27 protein-coding genes (1 of these 27 running past the window's edge) are annotated in these 26,637 nt (G+C 46.0%); 13 read left to right on the top strand and 14 right to left on the bottom strand.

What is annotated here, in order from left to right:
- Window positions 1–849: 849 nt before the first annotated feature.
- The gene (rlmF, locus tag ACUJFK_RS01070; RefSeq protein ID WP_445425802.1) at window positions 850–1,749 is read right to left on the bottom strand and encodes a 23S rRNA (adenine(1618)-N(6))-methyltransferase RlmF; all 900 of its coding nucleotides are present in this window, start codon (window positions 1,747–1,749) and stop codon (window positions 850–852) included.
- A gap of 194 nt (window positions 1,750–1,943) precedes the next feature.
- Here rlmF and ACUJFK_RS01065 point away from each other — a divergent pair, with 194 nt between their 5' ends.
- Entirely contained in the window at window positions 1,944–2,984 is a 1,041-nt protein-coding gene (locus ACUJFK_RS01065; protein WP_206552245.1) for an IS630 family transposase, read from the top strand.
- 49 nt (window positions 2,985–3,033) lie between these two features.
- A complete protein-coding gene (locus ACUJFK_RS01060) occupies window positions 3,034–3,432 on the top strand; it encodes a VOC family protein (RefSeq protein ID WP_445425801.1) in 399 nt (132 codons plus the stop codon).
- Window positions 3,433–3,440: 8 nt separating this feature from the next.
- Here the strand turns inward: ACUJFK_RS01060 and ACUJFK_RS01055 are convergent, their stop codons facing one another.
- The 5 genes from ACUJFK_RS01055 to fadB all read right to left on the bottom strand — a co-directional run bounded on the left by ACUJFK_RS01055 (window position 3,441) and on the right by fadB (window position 9,353).
- Entirely contained in the window at window positions 3,441–3,866 is a 426-nt protein-coding gene (locus ACUJFK_RS01055; protein WP_445425800.1) for a hypothetical protein, read from the bottom strand.
- A gap of 87 nt (window positions 3,867–3,953) precedes the next feature.
- Window positions 3,954–5,537 carry an amidohydrolase family protein gene (locus ACUJFK_RS01050; protein WP_445425799.1) on the bottom strand — a complete coding sequence of 528 codons (1,584 nt, stop codon included), beginning with the start codon at window positions 5,535–5,537 and terminating at the stop codon, window positions 3,954–3,956.
- A 132-nt stretch (window positions 5,538–5,669) separates the two neighbouring features.
- A complete protein-coding gene (gene tusA, locus ACUJFK_RS01045; protein WP_445425798.1) occupies window positions 5,670–5,918 on the bottom strand; it encodes a sulfurtransferase TusA in 249 nt (82 codons plus the stop codon).
- Between the two features lie 99 nt (window positions 5,919–6,017).
- Window positions 6,018–7,181 carry an acetyl-CoA C-acyltransferase FadA gene (gene fadA, locus ACUJFK_RS01040; protein WP_226750690.1) on the bottom strand — a complete coding sequence of 388 codons (1,164 nt, stop codon included), beginning with the start codon at window positions 7,179–7,181 and terminating at the stop codon, window positions 6,018–6,020.
- Between the two features lie 18 nt (window positions 7,182–7,199).
- Window positions 7,200–9,353, bottom strand: coding sequence for a fatty acid oxidation complex subunit alpha FadB (gene fadB, locus ACUJFK_RS01035; protein ID WP_445425797.1), 2,154 nt, complete (start codon window positions 9,351–9,353; stop codon window positions 7,200–7,202).
- A 237-nt stretch (window positions 9,354–9,590) separates the two neighbouring features.
- Between fadB and ACUJFK_RS01030 the strand changes: the two genes are divergently transcribed.
- From ACUJFK_RS01030 to ACUJFK_RS01020, 3 genes are read left to right on the top strand one after another with little or no spacing between them, the layout of a single operon-like run.
- Entirely contained in the window at window positions 9,591–11,459 is a 1,869-nt protein-coding gene (locus tag ACUJFK_RS01030) for a transglycosylase SLT domain-containing protein (protein WP_445425796.1), read from the top strand.
- A 42-nt stretch (window positions 11,460–11,501) separates the two neighbouring features.
- Window positions 11,502–12,827: a Xaa-Pro dipeptidase gene (gene pepQ / locus ACUJFK_RS01025; protein ID WP_445425795.1), complete on the top strand. Its 1,326-nt coding sequence runs from the start codon at window positions 11,502–11,504 to the stop codon at window positions 12,825–12,827.
- 21 nt (window positions 12,828–12,848) lie between these two features.
- Window positions 12,849–14,300: a TrkH family potassium uptake protein gene (locus ACUJFK_RS01020; RefSeq protein WP_226750694.1), complete on the top strand. Its 1,452-nt coding sequence runs from the start codon at window positions 12,849–12,851 to the stop codon at window positions 14,298–14,300.
- Between the two features lie 10 nt (window positions 14,301–14,310).
- On the opposite strand, the gene trkA is transcribed toward ACUJFK_RS01020, so the two are convergent.
- From trkA to def, 4 genes are read right to left on the bottom strand one after another with little or no spacing between them, the layout of a single operon-like run.
- Window positions 14,311–15,687, bottom strand: coding sequence for a Trk system potassium transporter TrkA (gene trkA / locus ACUJFK_RS01015; protein WP_226750695.1), 1,377 nt, complete (start codon window positions 15,685–15,687; stop codon window positions 14,311–14,313).
- Between the two features lie 8 nt (window positions 15,688–15,695).
- A complete protein-coding gene (gene rsmB, locus ACUJFK_RS01010; RefSeq protein ID WP_226750696.1) occupies window positions 15,696–16,997 on the bottom strand; it encodes a 16S rRNA (cytosine(967)-C(5))-methyltransferase RsmB in 1,302 nt (433 codons plus the stop codon).
- Window positions 16,994–17,935, bottom strand: a complete 942-nt coding sequence (gene fmt, locus ACUJFK_RS01005; RefSeq protein ID WP_226750697.1) for a methionyl-tRNA formyltransferase — start codon at window positions 17,933–17,935, stop codon at window positions 16,994–16,996. Before fmt ends, rsmB begins: the two co-directional genes overlap by 4 nt.
- A 12-nt stretch (window positions 17,936–17,947) precedes the next feature.
- Window positions 17,948–18,463 (bottom strand): peptide deformylase, encoded by a 516-nt coding sequence (gene def / locus ACUJFK_RS01000; RefSeq protein ID WP_226750698.1) that lies wholly within the window; start codon window positions 18,461–18,463, stop codon window positions 17,948–17,950.
- Between the two features lie 125 nt (window positions 18,464–18,588).
- On the opposite strand from def, the gene ACUJFK_RS00995 reads away from it, so the two are divergent.
- From ACUJFK_RS00995 to ACUJFK_RS00980, 4 genes are all read left to right on the top strand, one after another.
- On the top strand, window positions 18,589–19,695 hold the full coding sequence (locus ACUJFK_RS00995; RefSeq protein ID WP_306177496.1) for a LysM peptidoglycan-binding domain-containing protein: 1,107 nt from the start codon (window positions 18,589–18,591) through the stop codon (window positions 19,693–19,695).
- 26 nt (window positions 19,696–19,721) lie between these two features.
- On the top strand, window positions 19,722–20,807 hold the full coding sequence (gene dprA / locus ACUJFK_RS00990; protein WP_445425794.1) for a DNA-processing protein DprA: 1,086 nt from the start codon (window positions 19,722–19,724) through the stop codon (window positions 20,805–20,807).
- 2 nt (window positions 20,808–20,809) lie between these two features.
- A complete protein-coding gene (locus ACUJFK_RS00985) occupies window positions 20,810–21,283 on the top strand; it encodes a DUF494 family protein (RefSeq protein ID WP_229588406.1) in 474 nt (157 codons plus the stop codon).
- A gap of 61 nt (window positions 21,284–21,344) precedes the next feature.
- Window positions 21,345–21,899 carry a topoisomerase DNA-binding C4 zinc finger domain-containing protein gene (locus tag ACUJFK_RS00980; protein WP_445425793.1) on the top strand — a complete coding sequence of 185 codons (555 nt, stop codon included), beginning with the start codon at window positions 21,345–21,347 and terminating at the stop codon, window positions 21,897–21,899.
- Here ACUJFK_RS00980 and ACUJFK_RS00975 read toward each other — a convergent pair.
- Both ACUJFK_RS00975 and purE read right to left on the bottom strand, forming a co-directional pair.
- Window positions 21,896–23,026: a 5-(carboxyamino)imidazole ribonucleotide synthase gene (locus ACUJFK_RS00975; protein ID WP_445425792.1), complete on the bottom strand. Its 1,131-nt coding sequence runs from the start codon at window positions 23,024–23,026 to the stop codon at window positions 21,896–21,898. The two genes, ACUJFK_RS00980 and ACUJFK_RS00975, sit on opposite strands and share 4 nt — an antisense overlap.
- A complete protein-coding gene (gene purE / locus ACUJFK_RS00970) occupies window positions 23,023–23,514 on the bottom strand; it encodes a 5-(carboxyamino)imidazole ribonucleotide mutase (protein ID WP_226750704.1) in 492 nt (163 codons plus the stop codon). The genes ACUJFK_RS00975 and purE overlap by 4 nt, the downstream gene beginning before the upstream one ends.
- Before the next feature lie 121 nt (window positions 23,515–23,635).
- On the opposite strand from purE, the gene ACUJFK_RS00965 reads away from it, so the two are divergent.
- Both ACUJFK_RS00965 and hemF read left to right on the top strand, forming a co-directional pair.
- Window positions 23,636–24,190, top strand: a complete 555-nt coding sequence (locus ACUJFK_RS00965; RefSeq protein WP_445425791.1) for a Sua5/YciO/YrdC/YwlC family protein — start codon at window positions 23,636–23,638, stop codon at window positions 24,188–24,190.
- Between the two features lies 1 nt (window position 24,191).
- The gene (gene hemF / locus ACUJFK_RS00960; RefSeq protein ID WP_226750706.1) at window positions 24,192–25,124 is read left to right on the top strand and encodes an oxygen-dependent coproporphyrinogen oxidase; all 933 of its coding nucleotides are present in this window, start codon (window positions 24,192–24,194) and stop codon (window positions 25,122–25,124) included.
- Here the strand turns inward: hemF and ACUJFK_RS00955 are convergent.
- Complete coding sequence (locus ACUJFK_RS00955; RefSeq protein ID WP_445425790.1) at window positions 25,121–25,543, bottom strand: group II truncated hemoglobin; 423 nt, start codon at window positions 25,541–25,543, stop codon at window positions 25,121–25,123. The two genes, hemF and ACUJFK_RS00955, sit on opposite strands and share 4 nt — an antisense overlap.
- A gap of 28 nt (window positions 25,544–25,571) precedes the next feature.
- On the opposite strand from ACUJFK_RS00955, the gene aroE reads away from it, so the two are divergent.
- Both aroE and ACUJFK_RS00945 read left to right on the top strand, forming a co-directional pair.
- Window positions 25,572–26,387, top strand: coding sequence for a shikimate dehydrogenase (aroE, locus tag ACUJFK_RS00950; protein ID WP_445425789.1), 816 nt, complete (start codon window positions 25,572–25,574; stop codon window positions 26,385–26,387).
- Window positions 26,384–26,620, top strand: a complete 237-nt coding sequence (locus ACUJFK_RS00945) for a DUF1488 family protein (protein ID WP_229588393.1) — start codon at window positions 26,384–26,386, stop codon at window positions 26,618–26,620. Before aroE ends, ACUJFK_RS00945 begins: the two co-directional genes overlap by 4 nt.
- Here the strand turns inward: ACUJFK_RS00945 and ACUJFK_RS00940 are convergent.
- Window positions 26,617–26,637: the final stretch of a gamma carbonic anhydrase family protein gene (locus ACUJFK_RS00940; protein WP_445425788.1), read on the bottom strand. The gene runs 513 nt beyond the window's last position; 21 of the gene's 534 nt are visible here — the last part of the coding sequence; its start codon lies beyond the right edge, outside the window; it ends in the stop codon at window positions 26,617–26,619. The two genes, ACUJFK_RS00945 and ACUJFK_RS00940, sit on opposite strands and share 4 nt — an antisense overlap.

Genomic DNA, 26,637 nt, shown 5'->3' with positions numbered 1-26,637 from the left:
TAAGAACAAAACTTGCAACAAGTAGCGTTTCAATAACACAGGCTCGATCAAGATTGCGAGTAATATTAAAAACAATTATGTTTAATAAGAACAAACTGCCCGTAGTAAACAAGATAATAGGTAATAATATTTGTTCAGCACTGAGATTTTTTACACCGTAAATAAACATAACGGCAGTGGTGATGTAACTAACAAACCTCAGAATATATAAACGCCGTCGAGCATCAATTTTCTGAGCTTGTTCCGTACTTTGCTTATTAAAAGGCTGATGCAATGTTTTTAATCCTTCAAATTATCTCATCATACTAATGTTAGTCTGCTATTTTTTAAAGCCAAGGGTTAATATTAATTTGCCTGTATAAAAAAGCCAAACATAGCGGCATTTAGTATTAGCTATCAAAAATAGACTAAGTTTCAGAATTAGAGATTCTCGTTCATAAGGTTAATCGTCCAAAACATTAACAGCACTTTATACAGTATAAAATAGGTGGATATCGTTGGCTTGGCGAGGTTTCATCAACATAGGTATATAAGAGCCAAGTTATATTGACGAATAAGCCCAGTAAGTTCGCGGCCAATTACTTGCTACATATTTTAGTCCGTTACTAATAAATTAAACATCTGTTTAAGCAACAGCGTTATTGCTTGTTTAGCATTTTTCCATCAGTGGTATACGAATACCAAGGTGGTTTTTAAGTTAACGGTAAGAAGTCAGAGCTAATCAGCATCGGCTACTAAAAATACTACTCGTAAATTGTATGAATCAACTAGGTAAAGAACAAATTCAGCGGATGAGAACCACTCTATGGCAATATTAAGAGAGTTATTAGCTGCTGTTCGTCAAATGGTTTAGTGAAATCGCCAAGTTAATAATAAGCTGCTCTTTTGGCCTTGCTGCATCTTCAATTGTTTCACTTCAACCGTTTGATATTGTGTTAACAACGCGAGCAACAGGTTGTGGTGTTTTTGCTGTGAGACCAGAGTGGTAAACCAGCCAACTTGTTTAGCAAATAATGCGCTCTCTTTAATCATATTGCTAATAAAAGCGAGCTCGCCGCCGTCACACCATAGCTCATTGTTATTGCCCGAAAAATTGCGACCTTGCTTGGCTTTACCGAGCTTTTGCCATTTTTGTTGGTTAACCGTTTGTGCTTCAGCAGCAGAACGATAAAAAGGGGGATTACACACCACTAAATCAAAATACTCCTGCGCGTGGATAATACTTTGAAAAATCTGCAAAGGTTTGGCTTGTAAGCGCAAACTAATCATCCCTTTTAAGCGATCGTTGGCGTTAATAATAGTGTTGGCGATGTTCAGAGCTTGCTGATCAATATCGCTACCGACAACCTGCCAACCGAAACTGCGTGTCGCCAAAATGGGGTAAATGCAATTCGCGCCACAACCAATATCTAGCATTCGTACTTGTTTACCCTGTGGCACTTGCCCGTGATGTTGTGGCAGTTGACCAAGCAAATCGGCCGCATTATGTAAATAATCAGCACGGCCTGGGATCGGTGGGCAGAGATAACCTGAGGGTAATTGCCAAAAATCAATTTGGTAATAGCTTGCTAAAATGGCCGCATTAAGATGTTGTACCGCCTGACTGTCACTGAAATCTATAGTGGCAGCACCGGTTGGTGTGCGGGTTAAAAATGGCGTTAATGCAGGATATTTGGCACAGAGTGTTGGCAAATCATAACGGCCATGATGCGGATTTCTGGGGTGAAGTTTTGAAGGTTCGCTGGTCATAATCTTTAATAGTAAGCACTTTGCGCTAAGTGTAATAGAATGCCGCTTGGGCTGCGAGTTAAACTCGCCACAATAAGCACAAGCTTCGGCTAAATAACTGTGCCAAATAGTAGATCACTCAGGTAAGGGAACTCAATGCGGTTTGCGCGATCAGATCAGTCGCCAAACAAACCAAACCCACAAACGCATTGAGTATGAACAGGATAGCATTTTTATATGGCGCGGAAACCCGCCGATTGAAGAAGATTATTCATAAAACACGAGATAGAGACCTTTGCCGCCGTGCGAATGCCGTCTTGCTGGTGTTGAAAGGTAAAACCAAGTCAGAGGTTGCGAGCCTACTGCAAGCGGGGCGGTCATCGCTTAACCGCTGGTTGAAATGGTATGACGTTGCCGGTGTTGATGGTCTAAAAACTAAAGGCGTTGGTCGCCCCGTTAGGCTGAATCGGGATTTTATCTGTGGCGTGCTGAAAATTTTGCTGAAGTACACGCCAAGGACGCTTGGATATCAGCGTTCACGCTGGAGTACTGAGTTGTTTGCGCTGTTACTGAACAAGTTATGCAACATTCAGATCCACAGTTCAACAATCAGACGCTGGTTGCCCAAAGCAGGAATTGTCTGGCGGCGAGCTGCGCCAACGCTTTATATCCAAGACCCGGATAAAAAGGAGAAACTGGCGGTTATCCGGGAGGCGTTGGCAGATAACAGTATTGACCACCCGGTGTTTTACCAGGATGAAGTGGACATCCATCTGAATCCTAAAATCGGTGCAGATTGGGGGCACCGTGGCGCGCAGCGTAAAGTGGCAACACCAGGACAGAACAAGAAACATTATCTGGCGGGAGCATTACACGGCCAGACAGGGCAAATCGTTTATGTAGGTGGCGAGCGCAAGACCAGTGACTTATTTATTGAATTGCTGGAAAAGCTTAAAGGTCAGTATCGTCGGGCTAAAAGCATTCGGTTAATCGTGGATAATTACATCATCCACAAGAGCAAGAAAACCCAGAAGTGGCTGAGCGACAACCCAAAGTTCAAATTACTGTTCTTGCCGGTTTATAGCCCATGGCATAACAAAATTGAAAAACTGTGGCATGCACTGCACGAGACGATAACCCGGAATCATCAGTGCAAAAACATGGATGATTTACTGGAGCAGGTTTACTACTTTATGGACACTGCCGCACCGTTTCCGGGCGGCAAGCATGGATTGAAGCAGGTGTATCACAATTAGGATCAGCTATTTAGCGGATGCAATATGACTCATTTAAAAGGAGCTTGCCATGGCGCAGAAATTTATCAGTTGTATCAGTTTATTAGTAACGGATTATGATGCGGCGATTCAATTTTACACGCAGTGTTTAGGTTTTAACTTAATAGAAGATACCATGCTATCCGCCGATAAACGCTGGGTAAAAGTCGGCCCACCAGGCGCACAAACCGCGATCTTGCTGGCTAAAGCAAGTAATGCACAGCAACATGCCTTGGTCGGCTGTCAAACCGCAGATCGGGTAGGACTGTTTTTACAAACAGACAATTTTTGGCCAGACTACGAGAAAATGTGTCAGCAAGGTGTCGTGTTTTTGGAAGCACCTCGCGAGGAAACGTATGCTACCGTAGTGGTGTTTCAAGATTTGTATGGTAATAAATGGGATTTACTACAGCCTAAACAACCTGCCTAGCAACCGTATTAACTTTTAAAACCGTTCACAAACTCAGTATCTGGCAAGGCTTGTTGCAGCAATTGCTGTAACGGTTGCATTTGTTCCAGCCGAAATTTGTATTGCACGCGAAGCTGGCCATTTAAGTCAAAATCGATAAAACCCAGATTATCTTCTTGCCACAGTGTGATTTGTTTAATGCTGCGAAGCGGGGCGCTGTCCATGCCGACACGCAGTTTTTGTTCCTGAACAGCAAAAAGTCTCAGGATGTCTTTGCTATAAGTATACTCGTCATCACTCAGCTGGTTATTTTTGCTGAAAAAAAATAGCTCTAAGCTAAATAGTAAAGCCGTGAAAAACAAACTTTGATAACCAAATAGCCAAAATAAAAGCGCAATACCCAGCAGTATTAGCGCTTTTGCAGTAATAGAGTCTTTAATCAGTGGCCAAAACATAGATAAAAGCTGAATAAGTTAACATTTAGTTACCTTAAATAACCTCGCTAGGCTCGTCAAGCTAGAGACCGTCTGTTAGCGACTCGATTAATTGCTTGGTGCTAATTCTGCTGTTTTAGCTTGTTGTACTAAGTTACGTACATCCTGTAGCAGTTGCTGTGCGTCATAGACAATGCCATCTTTAATGGTATAGCGCACACCTTTAGTGCGTTCTGCTTCATTATTGTCGTTTAATCGATAATGCCCGGTGCCATATAGCACTTTAAAATTGGCTAACGGGTTTTCAGCTACAATGAACATGTCGGCTTTTTTGCCCGGTACGATACTGCCAATGTCTTCGTCTAAACCCAGTGCAATAGCGCCATTAAGCGTTGCCGCTTGAATAACTTCCAGTGCATTAAAGCCGGCTTCACGTAATAGTTCTAACTCTTGAATAAAGCCAAAACCATAGATTTTATAGATATAACCCGCATCTGAACCGGTGGTAATACGACCACCATGGTTTTTAAAGTCTTGTAGAAATTGCATCCACAACCGGTAATTTTCGCGCCAACGTACTTCATGCTCAGTGGTCCAATCAAACCAGTAGGAGCCATGTGCGTAACGGTTTGGCGTAAAGAAACGCGTTAGGGTCGGTAGGGTATACTCTTGATGCCATTCAGCGTTACGCTGCGCGGAGGCATCACGGCTAGCTTCATAGATAGTTAGGGTGGGGTTAATAGTAAAATCGAGTTTAATAAGCTCATCTCGTACCGCAATCCATTTATCTGAGCCGGGTTTAGCTGCTTGCGCCCATAATTCACCGGCAGCCGCGAAGCGATCTTGTTCATTTTGATAGTTATAGTTTGTCGGATAGTTTTGAACAGTTTGTCCATCAAACAATGCTTCAGGCAAACCATACCAATGTTCCATCGAACCCAGCCCCATGCGGGCACTGTCGACGACATTGGTGCGCATCACATTAAGTTGCGCATGATGCATCATGCTGCCAAGATTTTGTTTTTCAGCTTCATCTAAGGCTGCAGCCATAATGCTGGGCGTAGCACCAAAAAATTTAATACCCGCTGCTCCGGCTTTTTTAATGTCTTTAACCCATTTACGTGCCTGATCCGGATTAAATACCGGTTGCGCTAAGCCTTGACCAAAGCCAACATAAGGCACGATCCTTGGGGCAACTATAGTATTCGCGGCGGCTGCTTTTACGTGCTTTAACGTCCATGCTAGGCCGTTAAAACTGCCGGGCTCTCTTACGGTGGTAATGCCATGCGCGAGCCAAAGTTTAAATACATATTCTGCAGGGATACCATTGGCTGAGCCACCAATATGGCCGTGCATGTCAATAAAGCCAGGGAGGATATACATACCGCTGATATCCATTTCTTGATCGCCAGGCGCCGCTTGTGGTCGACTGGCTGGCAATACGGGCACATCAGGATAACCGACAATACTCACTTGTTTAATCCGGTCTTGCTCGATAACGATATCTACAGGCCCAACCGGTGGCGCACCTTCACCACTAATTAAAATCCCTCCTCGAAGAATTAACCGTTTATACGGGCCATCACCTTGGTTGCTGCGCTCAGGCGCTGACGGTGTGCGCTCAGTGGTTTGGGCGAAGGTAATCGGTGTTATTAGAGTGGCTAATAACAATAGCGCGGAGGGAAGTAGCATGTAACGGACCATAACAGTTCCAATAATCATTTATTATGGTATCAGTGTGGATAAAGTTTCGAGATGTCGCAAGCGATTACGTTAGCTCGTCGCTAGGATGCGTTAAAAGGTTATTGGGTTTTACAATGAATGTTAGTGAGCCCCTTTTTTGATTAAGTAACGGTAGGGCGTTTCGTTGGTGCTGCATTGCATTAATTCGTGATCCATAAAGCGACAAAAAGCGGGAATGTCGCGCGTACTGGCTGGATCATCGGCGATAATCAACAAGGTTTCACCATTTTGCATTTTTCGGATCTGTAGTCTTACCATCATCACTGGCTCTGGGCAGCGTAGGCCTAGGGCATCTAAGGTGTGATCGGCATGCTGAAATACATCTGCCATTGATAACTCCAATAATATAAGACGCAAACTAACGACAAGCCATTAAAAAAGGCCGTATCAACGGCCTTATTCTAAGCGATTGTGTTACAAGCTGCCAGTTTAAGGCCGCTCAAACACCGTGGCAATGCCTTGGCCTAACCCAATACACATAGTCGCTAAACCAAATTTACCGCCTTTATCTTCCATTACATTTAGTAAGGTAGTGGCGATACGTGAGCCCGAACAACCTAATGGGTGACCTAGCGCAATGGCACCACCATTAAGATTCACTTTTTGGTCGGCTACTTCAAGTAAGCCAAGATCTTTCATGACGGGCAAGGCTTGTGCAGCAAAGGCTTCGTTCAGTTCTGCATAGTCAATGTCGTTAATGGTTAAGCCAGCCATTTTTAACGCTTTCTTGCTGGCAGGTACTGGGCCATAACCCATGATGGACGGATCACAACCTGCGACACCCATACCGCGTACATAAGCTCGAATGGGTAAGCCTAAGGCTTTAGCTTTCTCTTCGCTCATCACTAACATGCCCGATGCACCGTCAGATAAGGCTGAAGACGTACCGGCCGTTACAGTGCCGTTTGCTGGGTCAAACACCGGGCGTAAAGCTGATAACGCTTCAACCGTGGTTTCAGGACGGATGACTTCATCATAATCCATGAGTTTTAACACGCCGTCGGCATCGTGACCTTCAGTAGGAACAATTTCGTTTTTAAACCGACCCTGCTCTGACGCTTCTTGTGCCAAGCGGTGTGAGCGAGCACCAAATTCATCTTGTTGCTGACGACTGATACCGTGCATTTTACCAAGCAGTTCTGCGGTTAAACCCATCATGCCTGCTGCTTTGGCAACAGATGTTGCTAAGCCTGGATGAAAATCAACACCGTGATTCATTGGCACATGACCCATATGCTCAACACCACCAATTAGATAGACATCGCCCATACCCGTTTGAATAGCACGTACGGCATCATGCAAGGCTTGCATGGATGAACCACAAAGACGGTTAATAGTCACCGCAGGTACAGAATGTGGGATACCGGCTAGTAACGAGGCGTTTCGAGCAATGTTAAAGCCTTGTTCTAGCGTTTGTTGCACACAACCCCAGATCACATCATCAATATCGGCAGCATCTAATGCGGGATTACGAGATAACAACGATGCCATAACATGCGCTGAAAGTTGTTCGGCACGCACATTACGATACATGCCACCTTTAGAGCGACCCATCGGGGTGCGAATACAATCTACTATTACTGCGTTTTTCATTATGCTGTGCTCCTGCGCTTAAACCGGGAAGAAACGCTGGCCGTTGGCAGCCATGGCGCGCGTATGATCTGTAACCTGATAAATTTCACCTAAATGAGCGTATTTATCGGCTAGGGCAACAAAGTTAGCTAAACCTAAGGTGTCGGCGTAACGCAGTGGACCACCGCGGAACGGAGGGAAACCTAAGCCGTAAACAAGGCCCATATCGGCTTCAGCGGCACTGGCAACGATACCTTCTTCTAAGCAGCGAATGGTTTCGTTAATCATCGGTACCATAACGCGAGCAATAATCTCGTCAGCACTAAACTCGTGTTTCTCAGTCGTAAGTTCAGACAGTAAACCTAAGCTTGTTGCATCGATATCTTTCTTCGGTTTACCTTTGGCATCTTTACTGTAAGTATAGAAACCTACACCATTTTTCTGGCCGTAACGTTTCGCGTTATACATCGCGGCTACCGGGTCCTTTGCCAGTTTCGCCATCCGAGTTGGGAAGCCATCCGCCATCACATCGGTACAGTGATAAGCGGTGTCTAAGCCCACTACGTCCAGTAAATAGGCGGGGCCCATTGGCCAACCGAATTGTTTCTCCATCACTTTATCCACTTGCGCAAAATCTGCGCCATCCAGCACTAATTTACTGAAGCCAGCAAAGTAGGGGAACAGTACACGGTTAACGAAAAAACCAGGACAGTCGTTTACAACAATGGGGGATTTCCCCATTTTGGCAGCATAAGCCACGACTGCAGCAACGGTTTCATCACTGGTATCTTTACCGCGGATGACTTCAACTAACGGCATTCTGTGTACGGGGTTAAAGAAATGCATACCGCAGAAGTTTTGTGGCCGACTTAGATTTGCCGCTAATTGATTAATAGAAATAGTAGAGGTGTTCGAGGTTAAAATGGCATCGTCGCTTAATAAGGCTTCAGTTTCTTTTAACACCGCGCCTTTAATTTTTGGATTCTCGACAACCGCTTCGACAACGATATCCACGCCGGCCACTAAATCATTGCTTAACGTGGGAGTAATAGCCGAAATCACTTTAGCCATGCCGACGGCATCTAATTTTTTACGATCGACTTGTTTTGAGAGCAACTTGGTTGCTTCTGACATGCCTAAAGCGAGTGCGTTGTCGGCAATGTCTTTCATGACCACCGGTACACCTTTCAGTGCAGACTGATAAGCAATACCCCCGCCCATAATACCCGCGCCTAATACAGCGGCTTTATTCACGGCTTTAGTCGCGGTCTTCGCGGCTTTTTTCGCTTTACTTTTAATGACTTGGTCATTTAAAAATAGCCCTATTTGCGCCGTCGCCGCGTCGGTCTTGGCTAATTTGGCAAACCCGGCGTTTTCTAAAGCAACGGCACCAGCCCGATCTAACGTGCTAGCGGCTTCTATCGTTTGTACCGCCATCATCGGTGCCGGATAATGTTTACCCGCAGTAGCGAACACCATACCCTTGGCTGTATTAAAGCTCATGGTGGCTTCAATTTTATTCAGTTTTAGAGGCTGTAATTTTACGGCGCGTTTTTTCTGCCAGTTTAGCTGACCCGCGATAGCGTCTTGCAGCATGCTTAAACCGGCTGCCGCTAATTTTTCAGGGGCAACAACGGCATCAATTAAACCTTCTTTTTGGGCTTGCTCTGCACTGCGATCTTTACCGGTGGTGATCCACTCCATGGCATTGTCAGCGCCAATAATCCGTGGTAAACGAACCGTGCCCCCAAAGCCAGGCATTAAACCGAGTTTAACTTCAGGTAAGCCGATGCGCGTGGTCGTGTCAGCTACACGGTAGTCACAAGCGAGCGTCCATTCACAGCCGCCACCTAAGGCGAAGCCTTTAATGGCCACTACGGTAGGAACAGGCAGGTCTTCACAAGCATCAAACACATCAGAAGCTTGTTTAATCCACGGAACTAAATCGGCTTCAGGCCGTTCAAAAATAGGTAAAAACTCAGTAATGTCAGCACCGACCACAAAGTTATCTTTGCCACTAACAAAAAGAACACCTTTTAAAGCGGGATCCGCGTGCAGCTTACTTAGGGCTGCCTTACAATCAGTCAGCGTCTGTTGATCAAATTTGTTGACCGAACCTTGTGCGTTAAAGGTAAACTGGGCAATACCAGGTTGCACATACTCAACCTGAATGCTGTTACTCTGGTAAATCATAAAAATGCTCCTTGGTCGCGTTAGCTATATATCATTATTCGCAACTGGTACGATGAGGTTATCTGATCCAGTGTCTCGTGCTTTTAGAAAAATATCAATAGTTATTTAAACGGGTGTTTTAAATCGTGCTAAGCACAAACATACTTAACTATAGACAGTATTGACTGACTAAGTTTTCATCTGGAGTTGTACAGTGAAACGCCTGATCTTTATATTAAGTTGTACTTTTTTTCTACAATGGCTGTCAGTAATGCTGAACAGATTGAACAGCAACGTGAGTTATTTGTGCAAGCCGAGCGCCAAATTGGCTCTGCACCTCTTAGGCAAGTTGAAGCGTGGTTAGAAGAATTAAAAGATTATCCGTTACAACCCTATCTGCAACAACGCTACTTACAGCGGCGTTTGAATGCTCACACTGATATTGAAAGCTTTTTACAGCAACATAAAGGCTCTCCGCTGGATTGGCCGTTGCGCCGGCCCTTTTTACAAAGTTTAGCTAAAGCAAAGCAATCTGAACGGTTTTTAATGAACTTTCCGGGTAGTTCAGACGCTGAGCTAAATTGTACGGCGTTGGAGCAGCGTTTGCTGGTTAGTCCGGTTGATAAGCAGCAAGTCTGGCAGGAGGTACAAGCGTTATGGACCGTAGGGAAATCACAACCTAAAGACTGCGATGACCTGTTTAAACAATGGCGCCAGGTTAATCCGCTGCAAGCCGATACAGTGTTGCGGCGTATTCAATTGTCTGCAGAAGGCGGTGATGCGAGTTTAATTCGTTATTTAAAAACCTTGCTACCGACTAATCAGCAATATTTAGCGGACATGTGGCTACAAGTAAGAAAGGACCCTAGTGTCATGACGAAAGGTCGCTTCTTTGCTGGCAAACATGTGGTTGAACGCGACATTTTGGCTTACGGTTTAAAGCGTCTAATCTGGCGCTCACCCGATCAGGCCTTAAAAATGTGGCAGCGTTTTGTTAATGATCCTTATTTTACCGCTGCTCAGCGCGTTGATGTGCAGCGTCAATTTGCTATTGCCTTAGCCAGTAAAGGGGATAGTCGCGCCGATGAGTGGATGGCGCAGTTACCCCCCGAGTTATTGGATAGCAGCTTGGCACAATGGCAAGTAGGCCATGCGTTACGAGAGCTAAACTGGCCGAAAGTGCAAAAAGTCATTGAGCAGTTTCCTACAGATCTCGCGGCAGATATCAATTGGCGCTATTGGTTAGCTCGAGCTTTTGAAGAGCAGGGTCAGCAAGCAAAGGCCGATCCCATTTTTCGTGAGCTGGCTTTGCGTAGACACTTTTATGGCTTTATGTCGGCAGCTAAGTTGGGGCTGCCACCGAGTTTAGCGCACAATCCGGTGATGGTATCTGCTGAAGAGTTGTTATTAGTGCAGCAACACCCTGCGGTGCAACGCGCCATTGAATGGCTGGCGCTTGGCCGAATGACCGAAGCGCGACGGGAATGGAATTTCTTACAACGCTCAGTGACTGAATCGCAAAAGTTAGCCGCAGCTAAGCTAGCCGGTCAAATGGAGTGGCATGAGCGCGCCATTTTTACGCTGGCGGATGCCGGTTATTGGGACGATGTAGAATTACGTTTTCCGCTGGCTTATAAAGATGAAATTCAACGCTCGGCGAAAGGCGCAAAAGTAGATTCTGGTTGGGCTATGGCAATAGCTCGGCGCGAAAGCTCTTTTATGGCTGATGCTAATTCTCCGGTGGGTGCGCGAGGTTTAATGCAAATTATGCCAGCTACCGCCAATGATATTGCAAAAAAACGCGTGCCAATAGCGCAACTTTATAACCCCACCACCAATATCGATTATGGTACCGATTACCTTAATTATTTGATGAAGCGTAACGACGGTAATTTAATTATGGCCACCGCAGCTTACAATGCAGGTTACAGTCGTGTTCGGCAATGGATCCCGACAGACCACGCTTTGCCCGTTGATGTATGGGTAGAAACGATCCCTTATCGCGAAACGCGAGAATATGTAAAAGCAGTGATGGCGTATTATCAGATTTACAATATTCGCTTAAATGAACCCATTGATGTGTTTCAACCGCTGGTTGCGATGCAGATTGGGGCGAAGAGTGAATGATGTTATTATCCAAAGCCCTTAACAGCAACCAGTAAGGTGTTTATGAACTCAACATATCAGCAACTTTATCCAGAGCATCTAGCAGAACTGCAGTTGCGTACCCGTAATGTGTTGGCTCGTGAGAATCTCGACGCGCTCGTTATTCATTCAGGTCAAGCAAAGCGCAAGTTCTTGGATGATATGGATTATCCGTTTAAAGCCAATCCACATTTTAAAGCGTGGTTACCGGTAGTCGATAATCCGCATTGCTGGTTAATAGTTGATGGTGTAAATAAACCCAAACTGATTTTTTATCGGCCAAAAGATTTTTGGCACAAAGTGCCTGACGCACCAAGTGATTTTTGGGCTGAGCACTTTGATATTCAGTTGCTTGAAAAAGCTAATACGGTTGAAAAGCTGTTGCCTTATGATAAAGCACGTGTGGCGTATTTAGGTGAGTATCTTGAAGTCGCTATAGCCTTAGGCTTTACCCACATCAACCCTGAGCCCGTGATGAACTACCTGCATTTTTACCGGGCGTATAAAACTGCTTATGAGCATGCCTGTATGCGCAATGCCAACCGTATGGCTGTGACCGGGCATCGTGCGGCAGCCGCGGCCTTTTATGCCGGTGGCAGTGAGTTTGATATTCAGCTCGCTTACTTAGCGGCTGTTGGCCAAACTGAAAATGAAGTGCCTTATGGCAATATTATTGGTTTAAATGAACATGCAGCTATTTTGCACTACACTGCTTTAGAGCGTAAAAAACCTGCGCAGCATCATTCCTTTTTAATTGATGCGGGTGCCGAGTTTCATGGTTATGCGGCAGACATTACTCGTACCTACAGCTTCGATCCGAAAGATGAATTCTCTGCACTGATCCAAGCGGTGCAAAACGTGCATTTACAGGTAGTGGATGCGATTAAACCGGGTAACAAATACACGGATTTACAGTTTTTAACTCATCGCTTGTTAGCACAAGTGCTGATTGATTTTGATTTTGTCCGCAGCAGTGTCGATACTATTGTTGATACCGGTATTAGTAGCACTTTTTTCCCGCACGGCGTGGGCCATCACCTAGGTTTGCAAGTGCATGATGTCGGTGGTTTTATGGCCGATGAGCGTGGCACTCATGTGGCTTCACCAGAACAACATCCGTTCTTACGCTGTACACGGCTGATTGAACCGTCAATGGTATTTACTATTGAGCCAGGCTTATATTTTATCGATAGTCTGTTAGCCGACTGGCAAGACAAAACCGAGAATAAGCTGTTTAACTGGCAAAAAATTGATGCTTTCCGCCAGTTTGGTGGTATTCGTATCGAAGATAACATTATTGTGCACCGTGAGCGCAATGAGAATATGACTCGCGAGTTGCAACTGCCATAAGCGGTCGCTGAAAAGGACATTATGCAATATCGTTCGATTATCCGTATCTTGGGGATGCTGATTGCTATCTTCAGTATCACCATGGTGCCGCCGGCGATGGTGGCGTTCTGGTATAAAGATGGTGCGGGTTTACCCTTTATTTTGTCCTTTTTAATGTGTGTTGCCATCGGTTTTATCACCTGGTATCCCAATCGTAAATACCGTCGCGAACTTAAAGTGCGTGACGGTTTTTTAATTGTAGTGCTGTTTTGGATTGTGCTCGGTGCGGTGGGCGGCATCCCGTTAGTTCTGGCTGAATATCCGAATTTGAATCTCGCTTCCGCGATGTTTGAAGCTTTTTCTGGCTTAACTACGACCGGCGCCACGGTGCTAACCGGCATTGAGTTGTTACCCAAGGCCATTCTCTATTATCGTCAGCAATTACAATGGCTAGGCGGTATGGGGATTATCGTTTTAGCGGTGGCCATTTTGCCACTGCTCGGTGTGGGTGGGATGCAGTTGTTTCGTGCTGAAACACCCGGGCCGGTTAAAGATAACAAAATGACACCGCGTATTGCTGATACCGCAAAGCACCTCTGGTATATCTATTTAGCTTTAACCATTACTTGTGCGTTAGCTTTTTATCTAGCCGGTATGTCGGCGTTCGACGCCATCTGTCATGCGTTTTCAACAGTCGCCATTGGTGGTTTTTCTACTTATGACGCCAGTATGGGCCATTTTAACAGTCCGTTGATCAATCTGATTTGTGTGTTCTTTTTGTTTATTAGCGCGGTAAATTTCACCTTGCATTTTGCTGTCGTGCGCGGCAAAAATTTAAGAACTTATTTTGGCGATCCAGAATTTAATACCTTTTTGGGTATTCAAGTGGCGTTGATTCTCATCTGTTTCTTAGTGTTGCTGCACACCAGTGTCTATCCCGATCAGCTCACTGCGCTAAATCATGCCGTATTTCAAGCCGTGTCTATCTCCACTACCGCCGGTTTTGCTACGGATAGCTTTTCAGCTTGGCCATTGTTTTTGCCTATTTTGCTAATATTTTCGAGTTTTATTGGCGGTTGTGCCGGCTCGACCGGTGGCGGCATGAAAGTTGTGCGTGTGCTGTTGTTGTTTAAGCAGGGTGCGCGTGAGCTCAATCGCTTGGTGCATCCACGCGCGGTATATGCCATTAAGTTAGGTCGTCGTGCTGTAGAAGATCGCATTGTGCAAGCGGTATGGGGCTTCTTTGCGGCTTATGCGTTAGTGTTTGTGGTCATTATGCTGGCGTTGATTTTTACTGGTTTAGATAATATTACGGCGTTTTCGGCAACGGCGGCTTGTTTAAATAACTTGGGGCCCGGTCTGGGCGAAGTGGCCGCTCACTTCGGTAATATCCCCGATGCCAGTAAATGGATTTTGATTGTAGCTATGGTGTTCGGTCGCTTGGAGATTTTCACTTTGCTGGTGCTATTTACCCCTGCCTTTTGGAAAGACTAAGCTTAGCGTGTTAGATAAAAATCGCACTCACTTGGAACAACTTTTCGACTTCCACAATGTGTTTTTTATCGACCATAAATAAGATAACGTGATCATCAGTATTGATGCGCGTATTATCATGGGCAATCATGACTTCATCGCCTCTGACGATGGCGCCGATAGTGGTGCCTGGCGGCAGCTTAATTTCGCCAATGGTTTTACCGACCACCTTGCTGGTGCTGCTGTCACCATGCGCGATGGCTTCAATGGCTTCAGCCGCGCCACGGCGCAGTGAATACACATTTACAATGTCACCGCGGCGAATATGCGTCAATAATGCTGAGATAGTGGCTTGTTGCGGCGACACTGCAATATCCACTTCACCACCTTGCAATAAATCAACATAGGCACTGCGTTTAATCAGCACCATGGTCTTTTGTGCCCCCATACGCTTTGCCAGCATGGCCGACATAATGTTGGCTTCGTCATCGTTTGTTACTGCAATAAAAACATCGATTTGCTCAATGTTTTCTTCTTCTAACAATTCAGGATCTGAAGCATCGCCGACATAGACAACAGTGTTATCTAAGCCACTAGATAAGAATTCAGCCCGTTCTTTACTGCGCTCAATTAATTTTACACTATGAGTTTTTTCTAATGCGCGGGCTAAACCAAATCCGACGTTACCACCACCGGCAATCATGATCCGTCGATAGCTACGTTCTAACTTTTGCAGTTCGCTCATTACCGCGCGGATGTGTTTAGTGGCAGCGACAAAGAACACTTCGTCGTCGGCTTCGATAATGGTTGTGCCCAGCGGTTTTATTGCATTACCACGTCGATAAATGGCGGCCACACGGGTTTCGATATGTGGCATGTGTTCTTTCAGTGCCGATAATGCATGGCCCACTAATAAGCCACCGTAATAGGCTTTCACCGCAACTAAACTGACTTTACCTTCAGCAAATTCAACAACCTGTAGTGCGCCGGGGTAATCAATTAGCCGGCGAATATAATTGGTCACCAACGCTTCCGGTGCAATAAAGTGGTCAACGGGCATATCGTCTTTATGAAAGAGTTCATCGCGGTACTTTAAATACTGATTGGTGCGAATACGGGCAATTTTCAGCGGCGTATTAAACATACTGTAGGCCACCTGACAGGCCACAATGTTAACTTCATCCGAGTTGGTCACGGCAACAACCATGTCGGCATCTTCGGCGCCGGCTTTGCGCAAAATATCAGGATGTGAGCCATGACCAAACACCACCTGCAGGTCAAAACGATCTTGCAATGAGCGCAGTTTATCCAGATTGGTATCAACAATCGTAATATCATTCTGTTCACCGACCAGGTTCTCTGCCAGTGTTGCGCCAACTTGTCCTGCCCCTAGGATGATGATTTTCATAGTCTGTCTCAGTTCGGCGTTGCTTTGTGCAACAAGGCAAAGAAGAAGCCATCCATGTCGGCTGCACCCGGTAAGATTTGCCAACAAGCTTCGGTACCGGCTTGAGTGATAGGCACTAGGCTTGCATCGGCTTGGTGTGCCAAAAATTGCGTGATTTGTAGCTGGTTTTCGGCCGGTAACACGCTACAAGTTGCATAAAGTAAGGTACCGCCTGGTTTTAATAGCTGCCAGGCTTGTTGCAAAATGTCGGTTTGTAAGCTGGCTAAATTAGCGATATCGGCTTTTTTACGTAACCAGCGAATATCAGGATGGCGCCGGATCACACCGGTGGCCGAGCAGGGCACATCTAATAAAATGCGATCAAACAGGTTGCCTTGCCACCAGCGTGCAGTATCCAGCACATCGGCAGCAACGACGCGAGCCTCTAATTGTAGCCGTGCTAAGTTTGCATGCACACGCTCTAATCGCTTTTCATCACGGTCCAGTGCGGTTAAATGCAGGTCAGTGGTCTGTTCCAAAATATGGCACGTTTTGCCACCGGGCGCGCAGCATGCATCCAGTACTTGCTCGCCGGGTTGTGCATTCAGCAATAAAGCGGCATGTTGCGCTGCGGCATCTTGCACAGAGAACCAGCCTTGCTGATAGCCCGGTAAGCTGGTGACATCGCAAGCTTGTTGTAGTTTGATCGCAACCGGTAAATAGCTAAAGGGTTGGCTATAAGCAATATCTTCAGCCGTTAGTGCAGCACAAAATTGCGTTGGGCTGATTTGTTGCTGATTAATGCGCAGCCATAACGGCGCTTTTTGTTGGTTGGCTAACAGGATATCAGTCCAATCTGCAGGGTAGGCTTGTTGCAACGCGCTGATTAGCCAGCCAGGGTGGTTAAATTTCACGGCATCAGGCGCATGACTAAAATCAAATAATGCCGGTTGACGTTGCACACTGCGTAACACCGCGTTAATCAGTTTTGTTAGGCTTTGGCCTTTTAAACTTCGAGCGGCTTCAACCGTTTCGCTGATGGCGGCATGATCAGGAATGCGCATAAACTTTAACTGATAAATGCCCACATACAACAAGAACTGCAACGGCCGCAGTTGTTTCACCAACGGTTTGCTCATCAGTTGTTGGCAAACGGTTTCCAGTTGCGGTAAGTAACGCATGACCCCAAAGCAAATTTCTTGAAGCAAAGCTTTGTCTGCGGGCAAATCTAATTTAAGTTGTGCCCGAGGTAAGGCATCCGATAAAGATTTACCTTGGTCAATCACTTGATAACAGGTATCGGCAGCGAGTGCGCGAAGTTGTGCACTCATAATTGCTGACCCACTGATAACCAGTCACTGCGGCCATTTAAAAAATCAGCCGCTGACATAGGTTTTTTACCGGGAGGCTGCAGTTGCGTAATCACCAAAGTCCCTTGCTGGCAGCTGATATAAATACCGGTTTTATCTGCCCTAATAATGACGCCAACAATTTGTTCGTCACTCGGTACAACATGTGCTTGCCATACTTTGACCGCACCTTGGGGTAGCTCAAGATAGCTGACTGGCCACGGGTTAAAAGCTCGCACTTCACGCTCTAGCGCATCGGCGTTCTTATTAAAATCAAGACAAGCCTCTTCTTTCGATAGTTTTTGTGCATAACTGGCTGCAGCGTCTTGTTGGGCTTCGGCTTGTTGTTGCAACTGAGGTAGTTGAGTCAGTGCAGTGAGCAACGCTTGTGGCCCCAACTCTGCCAATTTGCCATACAAAGTGGCACTGGTGTCGGTTGAAGTGATTGATATCGCGGCTTTACTGAGCATCGCTCCGGTGTCTAACCCTTCGTCCATTTGCATAATGGTGACGCCCGTTTGTTGATCGCCAGCCCAGAGCGCGCGTTGAATAGGTGCTGCGCCACGCCAGCGCGGTAACAACGAACCGTGCACATTGATACAACCCAAGCGCGGGGTGTCTAACACTATCTTAGGTAAAATTAAGCCATAGGCAACGACAATCATCAAATCGGCGTTCAAGGCGGCTAATTCTTGCTGCGCAGCCGCTTTTTTGAGTGATTTAGGTTGATATACCGGGATCTGCTGGCGCTCAGCTAATTGTTTTACTGGGCTTGGTTGCAGTTTTTGACCACGCCCAGCCGGTCGGTCGGGCTGGGTGTAAACCGCTACAATCTGATGTTCGCTTGCTAACAACGCCTGTAAGTGGCAGGCGGCGAAATCCGGTGTACCGGCAAAAATAATTCGAAGAGGTTGGGTCACAGTTTTTCCTGTTTACAGCGCGTGGCGTTCAGCCAGTTTGGCTTCTTTTTCTAGCTTTTTGCGGATACGCTCGCGTTTTAAAGGCGACAGATAATCAATAAACAGCTTGCCAATTAAATGGTCTAGTTCATGCTGTAAGCAAATGGCGAGTAGGCCATCGGCGTGCAGTTCAAAACTATTGCCATCAATATCCTGAGCTTTCAAGGTAATATTTTTGGCTCGCTTCACTGACGCGTAGTTTTGCGGCACAGATAAGCAGCCTTCTTCATAGCTGGTTTCGCCATCGTGTGCGATAATCTCAGGGTTAATAAAAACCATGGGTTCACTGCGATCTTCTGAGTGATCTAACACGACGATGCGTAAATGCTGATTAACTTGAGTCGCCGCTAAGCCGATACCATTTTCATCATACATGGTGTCGAGCATATCGGTGACTAACTGCCGAATTTCCGGCGTAATAGTGGTGACCGGTTTGGCAATAGTGCGCAAACGATCGTCTGGGTAATGTAATACTTTTAAAACAGCCATAACACCTACAAAAATATGCTTTAATTAAATCACTGTGGTATGTTTTAATTTTAGCCATTATTGCGCTGCAATAACAGCTTAGTATGTAATAATTACAAAACAGTATAGTTTTAAAGGAAGCTGGCATGCTGAAAAAAATAACATTGATAATAGCGGCCTCAATATGTTGGTTTTCAGCTAGTGTGTTAGCAGATGTATTAAAGTTGCGCGACAATGCACCGATGACCTACGTGGTTAAAGCGGGGGACACATTATGGGATATTTCTGGTTTATATCTGAATGAGCCTTGGTTGTGGCCGCAATTATGGCAAATGAACCCACAAGTTGATAACCCACACTTAATTTATCCTGGTGATATTTTAACGTTAACCTTTGATAGTGAAGGTCGCCCAGTATTGGCCGTGAATAAGCGGGCGGTGCGTTTAACACCACAAACTCGCACTACGCATAAAAATCCGGATGCAATAGCCACCTTACCCTTGGGTATCATACGTCCTTTCTTAACCTATGATCAGGCCTTGTCGCAAGTTGAGATCGATGCTTTACCTTACATCTTAGGAAGCAATCGCGCCTCTAAAAGTGCGGCTGAAACACAGACGTTATATGTGAATAATGAGCTACTGCAAGGTGCCGCTTATGCAGTATATCGACAAGGCCGTGCTTATGTTGATCCGGATACCGGTGAAACACTGGGTTATGAAACGCGCTTAGTTGCCACCACCCGAGTTATTCGGGGTGGCAGTGCAGCAACAGAAAGTAGTGCTTTTGAGCCCGCCGCCATGCAGGTACTGAATATTACTCGAGAAATTCGCCAAGGCGACAAGGTGATCCAGGCCTACGATTCGCAATCTTTGCCCGTCCATTTTTTAATGACACAGCCAAGTATACCTATCGAAGGGCGCATCATTTCGGCGTCGTCTGATTTACGAGAAGTCGCTAAGATGGATGTGGTTATTCTTAACCGCGGTGAGCAGGAATTAAAAGCCGGTCACATGCTGGGTATTTATCGGCAATCACCAACCGTGGTTGACGGCCGTAATGGTCCTGTGTATTTAGAAGATGCAACCAAGCTGCAAAAACTGATGCGTGATGTTGGTGGTGAAGCCATTGAAATGCCGAAAGAGAAAGTCGGTGAAATGATGGTCTTTAAAACCTCAGAAAAAGTCAGTTTTGCAATTGTCACGCAAACCATTGCTCCGGTTCGCGTTGGAGATAGTATCGGCAACTTATAAGGTAAACTGTCGGGAGCTGTGATGTTATGGAAGCATTACATACATGGCTTGCGTTAGCGAGTGTGCATGGTTTAGACGGCCAGCGCTGTCGCCAGCTAAACGAGCATATTGGTTTGGCAGAGTTATTGGCTTTGCCGGCCAGCACCTTACAACAGCTGGGCCTGACTAAAAAACAGGCCCAACTGCTTTGTTATGAGAGCGCGTCTTGGGTTGAGCAAGCGCTGAATTGGCAGGCCGAAACGCCTGATCAGCATATTATTCCTTTTGACCATCCGTTTTATCCTCCGTTATTAAAAGAAACTCCACATCCACCCGCCGTATTATTTGTTAAAGGCCAAGTAGAGTTATTAGCGTCGGCACAGATTGCCATGGTAGGCAGCCGTTCGCCTACTCCTACCGGCAGAGCGGTTGCTCGACAACTGGCGGCTGAGTTAACTGAACAAGGTATGGTCATTACTTCAGGAATGGCGAAAGGGATTGATAGTGAAAGTCATGTAGGTGCTTTAAACGCTGGTGGGAAAACAGTAGCCGTATTAGGGCACGGGCTGCGACAAGTTTATCCTAGTTGTAATCGTCATTTAGCTACACGTATTGTTCAAGCGGGTGCTCTTATTTCTGAATATTTTCCAGATGTGCGTGCCCGAGCTGAATTTTTCCCGCAACGAAATCGCATTGTTGTTGGTCTAAGTACGGGTACTGTTGTTGTTGAAGCCGCATTAAAGAGTGGTTCGTTAATTAGTGCGAATCTTGCTGCGGATTATAATCGTGAAGTGTTTGCTGTACCGGGCAGTTTTCATAATGCGCAAGCAGCAGGCTGTCATTACCTGATCCAACAAGGCGCTAAACTTGTCAGTTGTGTGGCCGATATACTAGAAGAGCGAACGGTTTTTGCTGATAACGGTTTAGCTGCTGCCCCAGAAATAAATGTCACGCTAGACTTGTGCAGTCAGCAGTTGTTCGATAACGTAGGAGATAGTCCCATACCAGCCGATGTGCTGGCAGAGCGGGCCAACATGTCAGTGGCAGACGTATCCATTACCTTACTTGAGCTTGAATTAGCCGGTAAGGTTGCAGCAGTTCCCGGTGGTTACATTAGATTGAGGAGTACCTGATTATGTTTGATATCCTCGTTTATCTGTTTGAAAATTATATACATAACGAAGCTGATATTTATGTAAATCATGCCGATCTGACCAAAGAGCTCAGTAAAGCCGGTTTTCATGATGATGATATATTTCGTGCCTTAAAATGGTTAGATCGATTATCTGCCTTGCAAGAGAATCAAACTAAACCTTATCTTTCCAAAGTAGCGAGCAACTCGACGCGGATTTTTACTGCAGACGAGTATCGTAAAATTGATACCCCTGGCCAAGGTTTCTTGATGTTTCTTGAGCAAGTTAACGTGCTTGATGCCACAACTCGCGAAATGGTAATTGATCGGGTTATGGATTTAGACAGTGCTAGTATCAGTTTGGATGATCTTAAGTGGGTTGTCTTAATGGTGCTGTTCAATGTACCTGGTCGAGAAAGTGCTTATGCCCAAATGGAAGATTTAATTTTTGACGAAGTTGATGGGCCGCTACACTAGCGCGTAGAATGCACATTAATGCTGGCGAGTGGTTCGTCAGCATTATTCAACTTAGGCTGTTATGACCGATCCTTCACCGTTATTTTCTCTGCCGCAAAAAACCGAACACTGCCCGCTGTGCCAACAGCCCTTACAGATCCGCTCAGGTAAAAATGGGGCTTTTTTAGGTTGCACCGGTTACCCAAGCTGCCATTATATTAAAGCACTACATCAGCATGAAACCAGCGTAGTTAAGGTACTAGAGCAAGAGCATTGTCCAGAATGTTCAAGTACTTTGGCGGTGAAAAATGGTCGTTATGGTATGTTTATAGGCTGCACCAATTATCCTGCGTGTCATTTTATTGTCCATGAAGAACCGGTAACTACTGAGCAGCCAAATGTCAGTTGTCCTAAATGCCAGAAGGGGAGTTTATCCGAGCGGTTAAGTAAGTTTGGTAAAACCTTTTGGGGTTGTGATCGATATCCGCAATGCAAGTTTATTGTTAATGACCAGCCAGTGGTTGGGATCTGTCAATACTGTGCCTTTCCATTATTATTGCAGAAGAAATCGGGGCAGGTCTGTGCCAGTAAAGCTTGCCAACAGAAACAAACTGCCCCGGATCCTAGCTTGGATTAAAGTTGATGTAACATCTGCTCGAGTTCAGGAAAAGCACTTGCCGGTAATTGATCAATCAATTTAGCAAATTGGGCTTTAAGTTCGGCAGTGCTGTTGGCCGATAAATTGATATGACCCATCTTCCGACCCGCACGTTTAGTTTTGCCATACCAATGCAAACCCAGCGCAGGAATATTCAGAATGGCGTTGGGCACTTCATCTTCACCCAAGATATTCACCATCAGCGTTGGCCGCACCAAGGCGGTACTGCCTAACGGCAAACCACAGACTGCACGTAAATGATTGGCAAACTGACAGCAATCAGCACCTTGCTGTGTCCAGTGCCCCGAGTTGTGCACGCGTGGGGCGATTTCGTTCACCAGCAATTGGCCAGCCACATCAAAGAACTCAATTGCTAATACACCAACGTAATCGAGTTGTTCGGCAACGGCAGCAAACATCTGTTCTGCTTGGTGTTGCAGTGCGTGATCCACTGGACGTGCTAACGACACACTGAGTACACCGTTAACATGATGGTTTTCAGTCAGTGGATAAACTTTCACTTCACCTGTTCTACTGCGAGCACCGACCAGCGATACTTCACGTTGAAAGCCAATGAATTGCTCCGCAACGATAGCTTGGCTGCTATCTGCCGCTAAAAAATCGGCCATTTGCTGCCATACGGTGGCAGTTTGCGCGGCCTCTTTTAAACGCCACTGGCCTTTGCCATCATAGCCCGCCAGGGCGCTTTTAAAGATAAGCGGTAAGCCTAAGCGACTCACCGCCTTTTCAAAATCGGCCTGGTTGTTGATCACCTGATATGCGGCATTGGCAACACCCGCGCTGGCCAGTAAGGCTTTCTCTACCCGACGATCCCCCCCTGCACGAATAGCGCTGGCGCCCGGTAAAAATTTACCACTAGCTTGGCATTGCTCTAAGATAGCCAAGGGAATATGTTCAAACTCAGCAGTCACCACATCAGCAGCTTCAAGTGCTTGCGCTAAGCCGCTGCCTAATTGTTGCTGGGTTAACGGGTGCACTAGCGTGTCTGTATTGACATCATAAGCACTGATGGTGATGCTTAACGGTGCTCCAGCAAGCGCCATCATCCGTGCCAATTGGCCGGCACCTAACACTAATACTTTCATAGTGCGACCTGTGATGGATCCGGTTGGCTTAATACCGACTCGGTTTGAGCCGCGCGGAAAGTATCAATTTGGGCCAATAAACTTGCATCGCTGGTGGCTAAAATTTGCGCGGCTAACAAGCCTGCATTGGCGGCACCCGCATCACCAATCGCCAGTGTGCCTACAGCAACACCTTTTGGCATTTGTACAATAGATAATAAAGAGTCGATACCCTTTAAAGCTTTTGACTGCACAGGAACACCCAAAACCGGCAAACTCGTAAAAGCGGCGGCCATACCCGGTAAGTGCGCAGCACCACCAGCACCGGCAATGATCACTTTCAAACCCCGTGCAGCCGCGCCAGTGGCATAATCAGCCAGTAATTGTGGGGTGCGATGAGCCGAAACCACCTTGGTCTCATAGGCAATGCCAAAACGGTCAAGCATATCTGCCGCATGTTTCATGGTAGGCCAATCTGACGTTGAACCCATGATAATACCAACCTGCATAGTGGTTTCCTTGTGAACTTGATGAAGTCGAAGTTTGAAACGGTTATTATACCGCCCATCGTGTTACGAATAAAATGTTTAGTGGCTAGGTCGTCTGTCTGCGGCATTAATTAGGTGAAAAATGGCAACAATTGATACTGCAGTAGAACAATTAATGGCAGGCGAGGTGATTGCATATCCTACCGAAGCGGTTTATGGCCTTGGATGTGATCCGGATAATGAAGAGGCGGTGTTAAAACTGCTCGCGATTAAGCAGCGTCCCGTTGCAAAGGGCTTGATCCTGATTGCCGCAAATTACTCCCAGTTACTGCCTTACATCCACGACAACGCTATTCCGATAGAGCGGCGTTTTCAAATATTTTCATCTTGGCCAGGTCATGTGAGCTGGGTTCTTCCCGCCAGTGCTAAGGCGCCGCGTTGGATAACAGGCAATTTTAATAGTATTGCGGTGCGTGTCAGTGCACATCCTATAGTACAACAGTTATGTCAGGCTTATGGTAAACCTATTGTTTCCACCAGCGCTAATCTTGCAGGTGAAGCGGCCATCAATGATTATCAGCAATTATTAGCCAATATTGGCTTACAAGTAGCGGCGGTGGTTGATGGGCCTTTAGGGGGGGCGACGCAACCTAGCCAAATACGTGATGCCATGACCGGCGAAATCATCAGGAGTTAATATGCCTCATCATTCTGAGCAACTTGCTCAAGTACAAGCCTTTTTAATGGCGTTACAAGATCAACTGTGCCAGCAACTCGCTGATGCCGATGGTGGCGCGCAGTTTGTTGAAGATGCTTGGCAGCGACCAGAAGGCGGTGGTGGTCGCAGTCGGGTATTAACGGGTGGTCAAGTCTTTGAGCAAGCAGGTGTAAATTATTCACATGTGTTTGGTGCACAGATGCCAGCCTCTGCGACTGCGCATCGCCCTGAGTTAGCGGGACGCAACTTTAACGCTTGCGGTGTATCTTTGGTGTTGCATCCTAATAATCCTTATGTGCCAACTACACATGCCAATGTCCGATTTTTTATTGCAGAAAAAGACGGCGAGGAACCGGTATGGTGGTTTGGCGGCGGGTTTGATTTAACGCCTTACTATCCATTTGAAGAAGATGTTGTTCATTGGCATCAAACAGCTAAGGATGCTGTCGATCCTTTTGGTGCAGATTATTACCCTGCTTATAAGAAGTGGTGTGATGATTACTTCTATTTAAAACATCGTGGCGAAACCCGCGGTGTAGGTGGCTTATTTTTTGATGATTTAAATGTTTTAGGTTTTGAGCAAAGCTTTGCGTTAATGCGTGCGGTAGGAGAAGCCTTTATTCCGGCATATCTGCCCATTGTGGCAAAACGTAAAGCCTTGGCATATACCGAGCGTGAGCGCCAATTTCAACTCTATCGGCGTGGCCGCTATGTAGAGTTTAATTTGGTTTATGATCGCGGCACTTTATTTGGTTTGCAAAGTGGCGGGCGTACCGAGTCAATCTTAATGTCGATGCCGCCTTTAGTTCGTTGGCAGTATGCTTATCAACCTGAAGCGGCTAGCCCAGAAGCGTTGTTATATGAGCGTTATTTAAAGCCGCAAGATTGGTTGGGTTTGTTAGCCGCTAACTAACAGTTGATCATATGTGACGCCAGTTGACCAATCGACTGGCGGATCCCTTCGCGTAACATTTTATCGCTGACCACTTCATTTAATGCCTGATTCATACAAAACATCCATTCTTCACGCATTTGCTCATTGACTTCAAAGGGTAAATGCCTGGCACGAAGCCGAGGGTGCCCATATTTTTGTTCGAATAAAGCTGGGCCGCCTAACCAACCAGACAAAAACTCAAAAAACTTCTGCCGAATACCATCTAAAGGTAAAGGATGAATGGCATATAGGGCTTTCGCTTCAGGTGCCGTTTCCATAATGTCGTAAAAACGGTTGGCCAAGTGACGCACTGCCGTTTCGCCGCCCATTAATTGATAAGGTGTTTGCGTAGGAGTGGGATGCGTATTGCTATTTGTGTTACTTTTATTAAAAATCATCTGTATTAACTTCTTAAAAGGCATCATTGTGGACCGTTACGCAGTATTTGGTAATCCAATAGGGCACTCTAAATCCCCTTTTATTCACCAGCAATTTGCATTGCAAACGGCTGAACCTATCAGTTATGAGGCTATTCTAGCACCGGTAGAGGGTTTTGCCGACAGCTGGCAGCACTTCATCAATGCCGGTGGCAAGGGCGCAAATGTCACTATGCCGTTTAAAGAGCAAGCGTTTGCCTTAGCGCAAGTGCGTTCAGAGGGGGCATTACAAGCTGGGGCGGTAAACACCTTATATTTTAACGATGCTGGCCAAATTGTTGGGGATAATACGGATGGTGTGGGCCTACTGCACGACTTGCAGCGATTAGGCGTGGTACTAGCTGAAGCTAAAGTGTTGATCATCGGCGCGGGCGGCGCAACTCGCGGTATAGTGGGGCCTTTATTAAAAGCAGGCGTAGGGCAAATTGTTATTGCTAATCGTACCCAAGCCAAAGCTGAAGCAATTGCGGCAAATTTTAATGCCAAGGTAAGTGCAGCACCGTTAACCGATATACCGATGTTACCTTATCAATTCGTTATTAATGCAACTTCATCAGGTTTAACTGGGCAGCGACCTGAATTTGACAGCGTGCATTTAGCGCATTGTCAATTAGCTTATGACATGTTGTACGGTGCTTCACCCACTGCTTTTCTGATATGGTGCCAGCAACAAGGTGTGCAAAATACTGCAGATGGTTTAGGAATGTTAGTGGGGCAAGCGGCCGCCGCGTTCGCTTTATTCCGTGGCAAGCAACCGGATTTGGCGCCGGTACTGGCGCAGTTAAAGGCACAATTAGCGTTATGAACCAGCAATTAATTTTTAATAACGACTTTCACTATGCAGCGCCCAAACAAGCCATAGCCTTTAGTTGCTTAGTAAGTGGTTTAAAAGTGCAGTGTTATATCGCTATACCGGCAAAGCAAGATGCACAAGACTTCCTCTCCCAAGTAATCGCTGATGCGTTTACTTGGGAAGATCTGACTGAAACCGCTATTGCCGAAGATACCTATATAGAGAGTGGTGAAATTTGGCTTTAACCTTCCGCCAAATACTC

The organism is Alishewanella sp. HL-SH06, from assembly GCF_052656265.1.
Note: the sequence above shows the minus strand (reverse complement) of the source record. Positions and strands in the feature narration are given on the sequence as shown.

Bases quoted from the DNA above. Each gene is read 5' to 3' on its own strand.
- ACUJFK_RS00965 (WP_445425791.1), top strand. From the start codon at position 23,636: ATGGCAACAATTGATACTGCAGTAGAACAATTAATGGCAGGCGAGGTG.
- trkA (WP_226750695.1), bottom strand. From the start codon at position 15,687: ATGAAAATCATCATCCTAGGGGCAGGACAAGTTGGCGCAACACTGGCA.
- ACUJFK_RS00945 (WP_229588393.1), top strand. From the start codon at position 26,384: ATGAACCAGCAATTAATTTTTAATAACGACTTTCACTATGCAGCGCCC.
- ACUJFK_RS01030 (WP_445425796.1), top strand. From the start codon at position 9,591: ATGGCTGTCAGTAATGCTGAACAGATTGAACAGCAACGTGAGTTATTT.
- ACUJFK_RS01055 (WP_445425800.1), bottom strand. From the start codon at position 3,866: ATGTTTTGGCCACTGATTAAAGACTCTATTACTGCAAAAGCGCTAATA.
- ACUJFK_RS01020 (WP_226750694.1), top strand. From the start codon at position 12,849: ATGCAATATCGTTCGATTATCCGTATCTTGGGGATGCTGATTGCTATC.
- fadB (WP_445425797.1), bottom strand. From the start codon at position 9,353: ATGATTTACCAGAGTAACAGCATTCAGGTTGAGTATGTGCAACCTGGT.
- rlmF (WP_445425802.1), bottom strand. From the start codon at position 1,749: ATGACCAGCGAACCTTCAAAACTTCACCCCAGAAATCCGCATCATGGC.
- rsmB (WP_226750696.1), bottom strand. From the start codon at position 16,997: ATGAGTGCACAACTTCGCGCACTCGCTGCCGATACCTGTTATCAAGTG.
- fadA (WP_226750690.1), bottom strand. From the start codon at position 7,181: ATGAAAAACGCAGTAATAGTAGATTGTATTCGCACCCCGATGGGTCGC.
- ACUJFK_RS01060 (WP_445425801.1), top strand. From the start codon at position 3,034: ATGGCGCAGAAATTTATCAGTTGTATCAGTTTATTAGTAACGGATTAT.
- ACUJFK_RS00980 (WP_445425793.1), top strand. From the start codon at position 21,345: ATGACCGATCCTTCACCGTTATTTTCTCTGCCGCAAAAAACCGAACAC.
- def (WP_226750698.1), bottom strand. From the start codon at position 18,463: ATGGCTGTTTTAAAAGTATTACATTACCCAGACGATCGTTTGCGCACT.
- ACUJFK_RS01065 (WP_206552245.1), top strand. From the start codon at position 1,944: ATGAACAGGATAGCATTTTTATATGGCGCGGAAACCCGCCGATTGAAG.
- ACUJFK_RS00995 (WP_306177496.1), top strand. From the start codon at position 18,589: ATGCTGAAAAAAATAACATTGATAATAGCGGCCTCAATATGTTGGTTT.
- tusA (WP_445425798.1), bottom strand. From the start codon at position 5,918: ATGGCAGATGTATTTCAGCATGCCGATCACACCTTAGATGCCCTAGGC.
- ACUJFK_RS01050 (WP_445425799.1), bottom strand. From the start codon at position 5,537: ATGCTACTTCCCTCCGCGCTATTGTTATTAGCCACTCTAATAACACCG.
- dprA (WP_445425794.1), top strand. From the start codon at position 19,722: ATGGAAGCATTACATACATGGCTTGCGTTAGCGAGTGTGCATGGTTTA.
- hemF (WP_226750706.1), top strand. From the start codon at position 24,192: ATGCCTCATCATTCTGAGCAACTTGCTCAAGTACAAGCCTTTTTAATG.
- ACUJFK_RS00955 (WP_445425790.1), bottom strand. From the start codon at position 25,543: ATGATTTTTAATAAAAGTAACACAAATAGCAATACGCATCCCACTCCT.
- purE (WP_226750704.1), bottom strand. From the start codon at position 23,514: ATGCAGGTTGGTATTATCATGGGTTCAACGTCAGATTGGCCTACCATG.
- ACUJFK_RS00985 (WP_229588406.1), top strand. From the start codon at position 20,810: ATGTTTGATATCCTCGTTTATCTGTTTGAAAATTATATACATAACGAA.
- pepQ (WP_445425795.1), top strand. From the start codon at position 11,502: ATGAACTCAACATATCAGCAACTTTATCCAGAGCATCTAGCAGAACTG.
- ACUJFK_RS00975 (WP_445425792.1), bottom strand. From the start codon at position 23,026: ATGAAAGTATTAGTGTTAGGTGCCGGCCAATTGGCACGGATGATGGCG.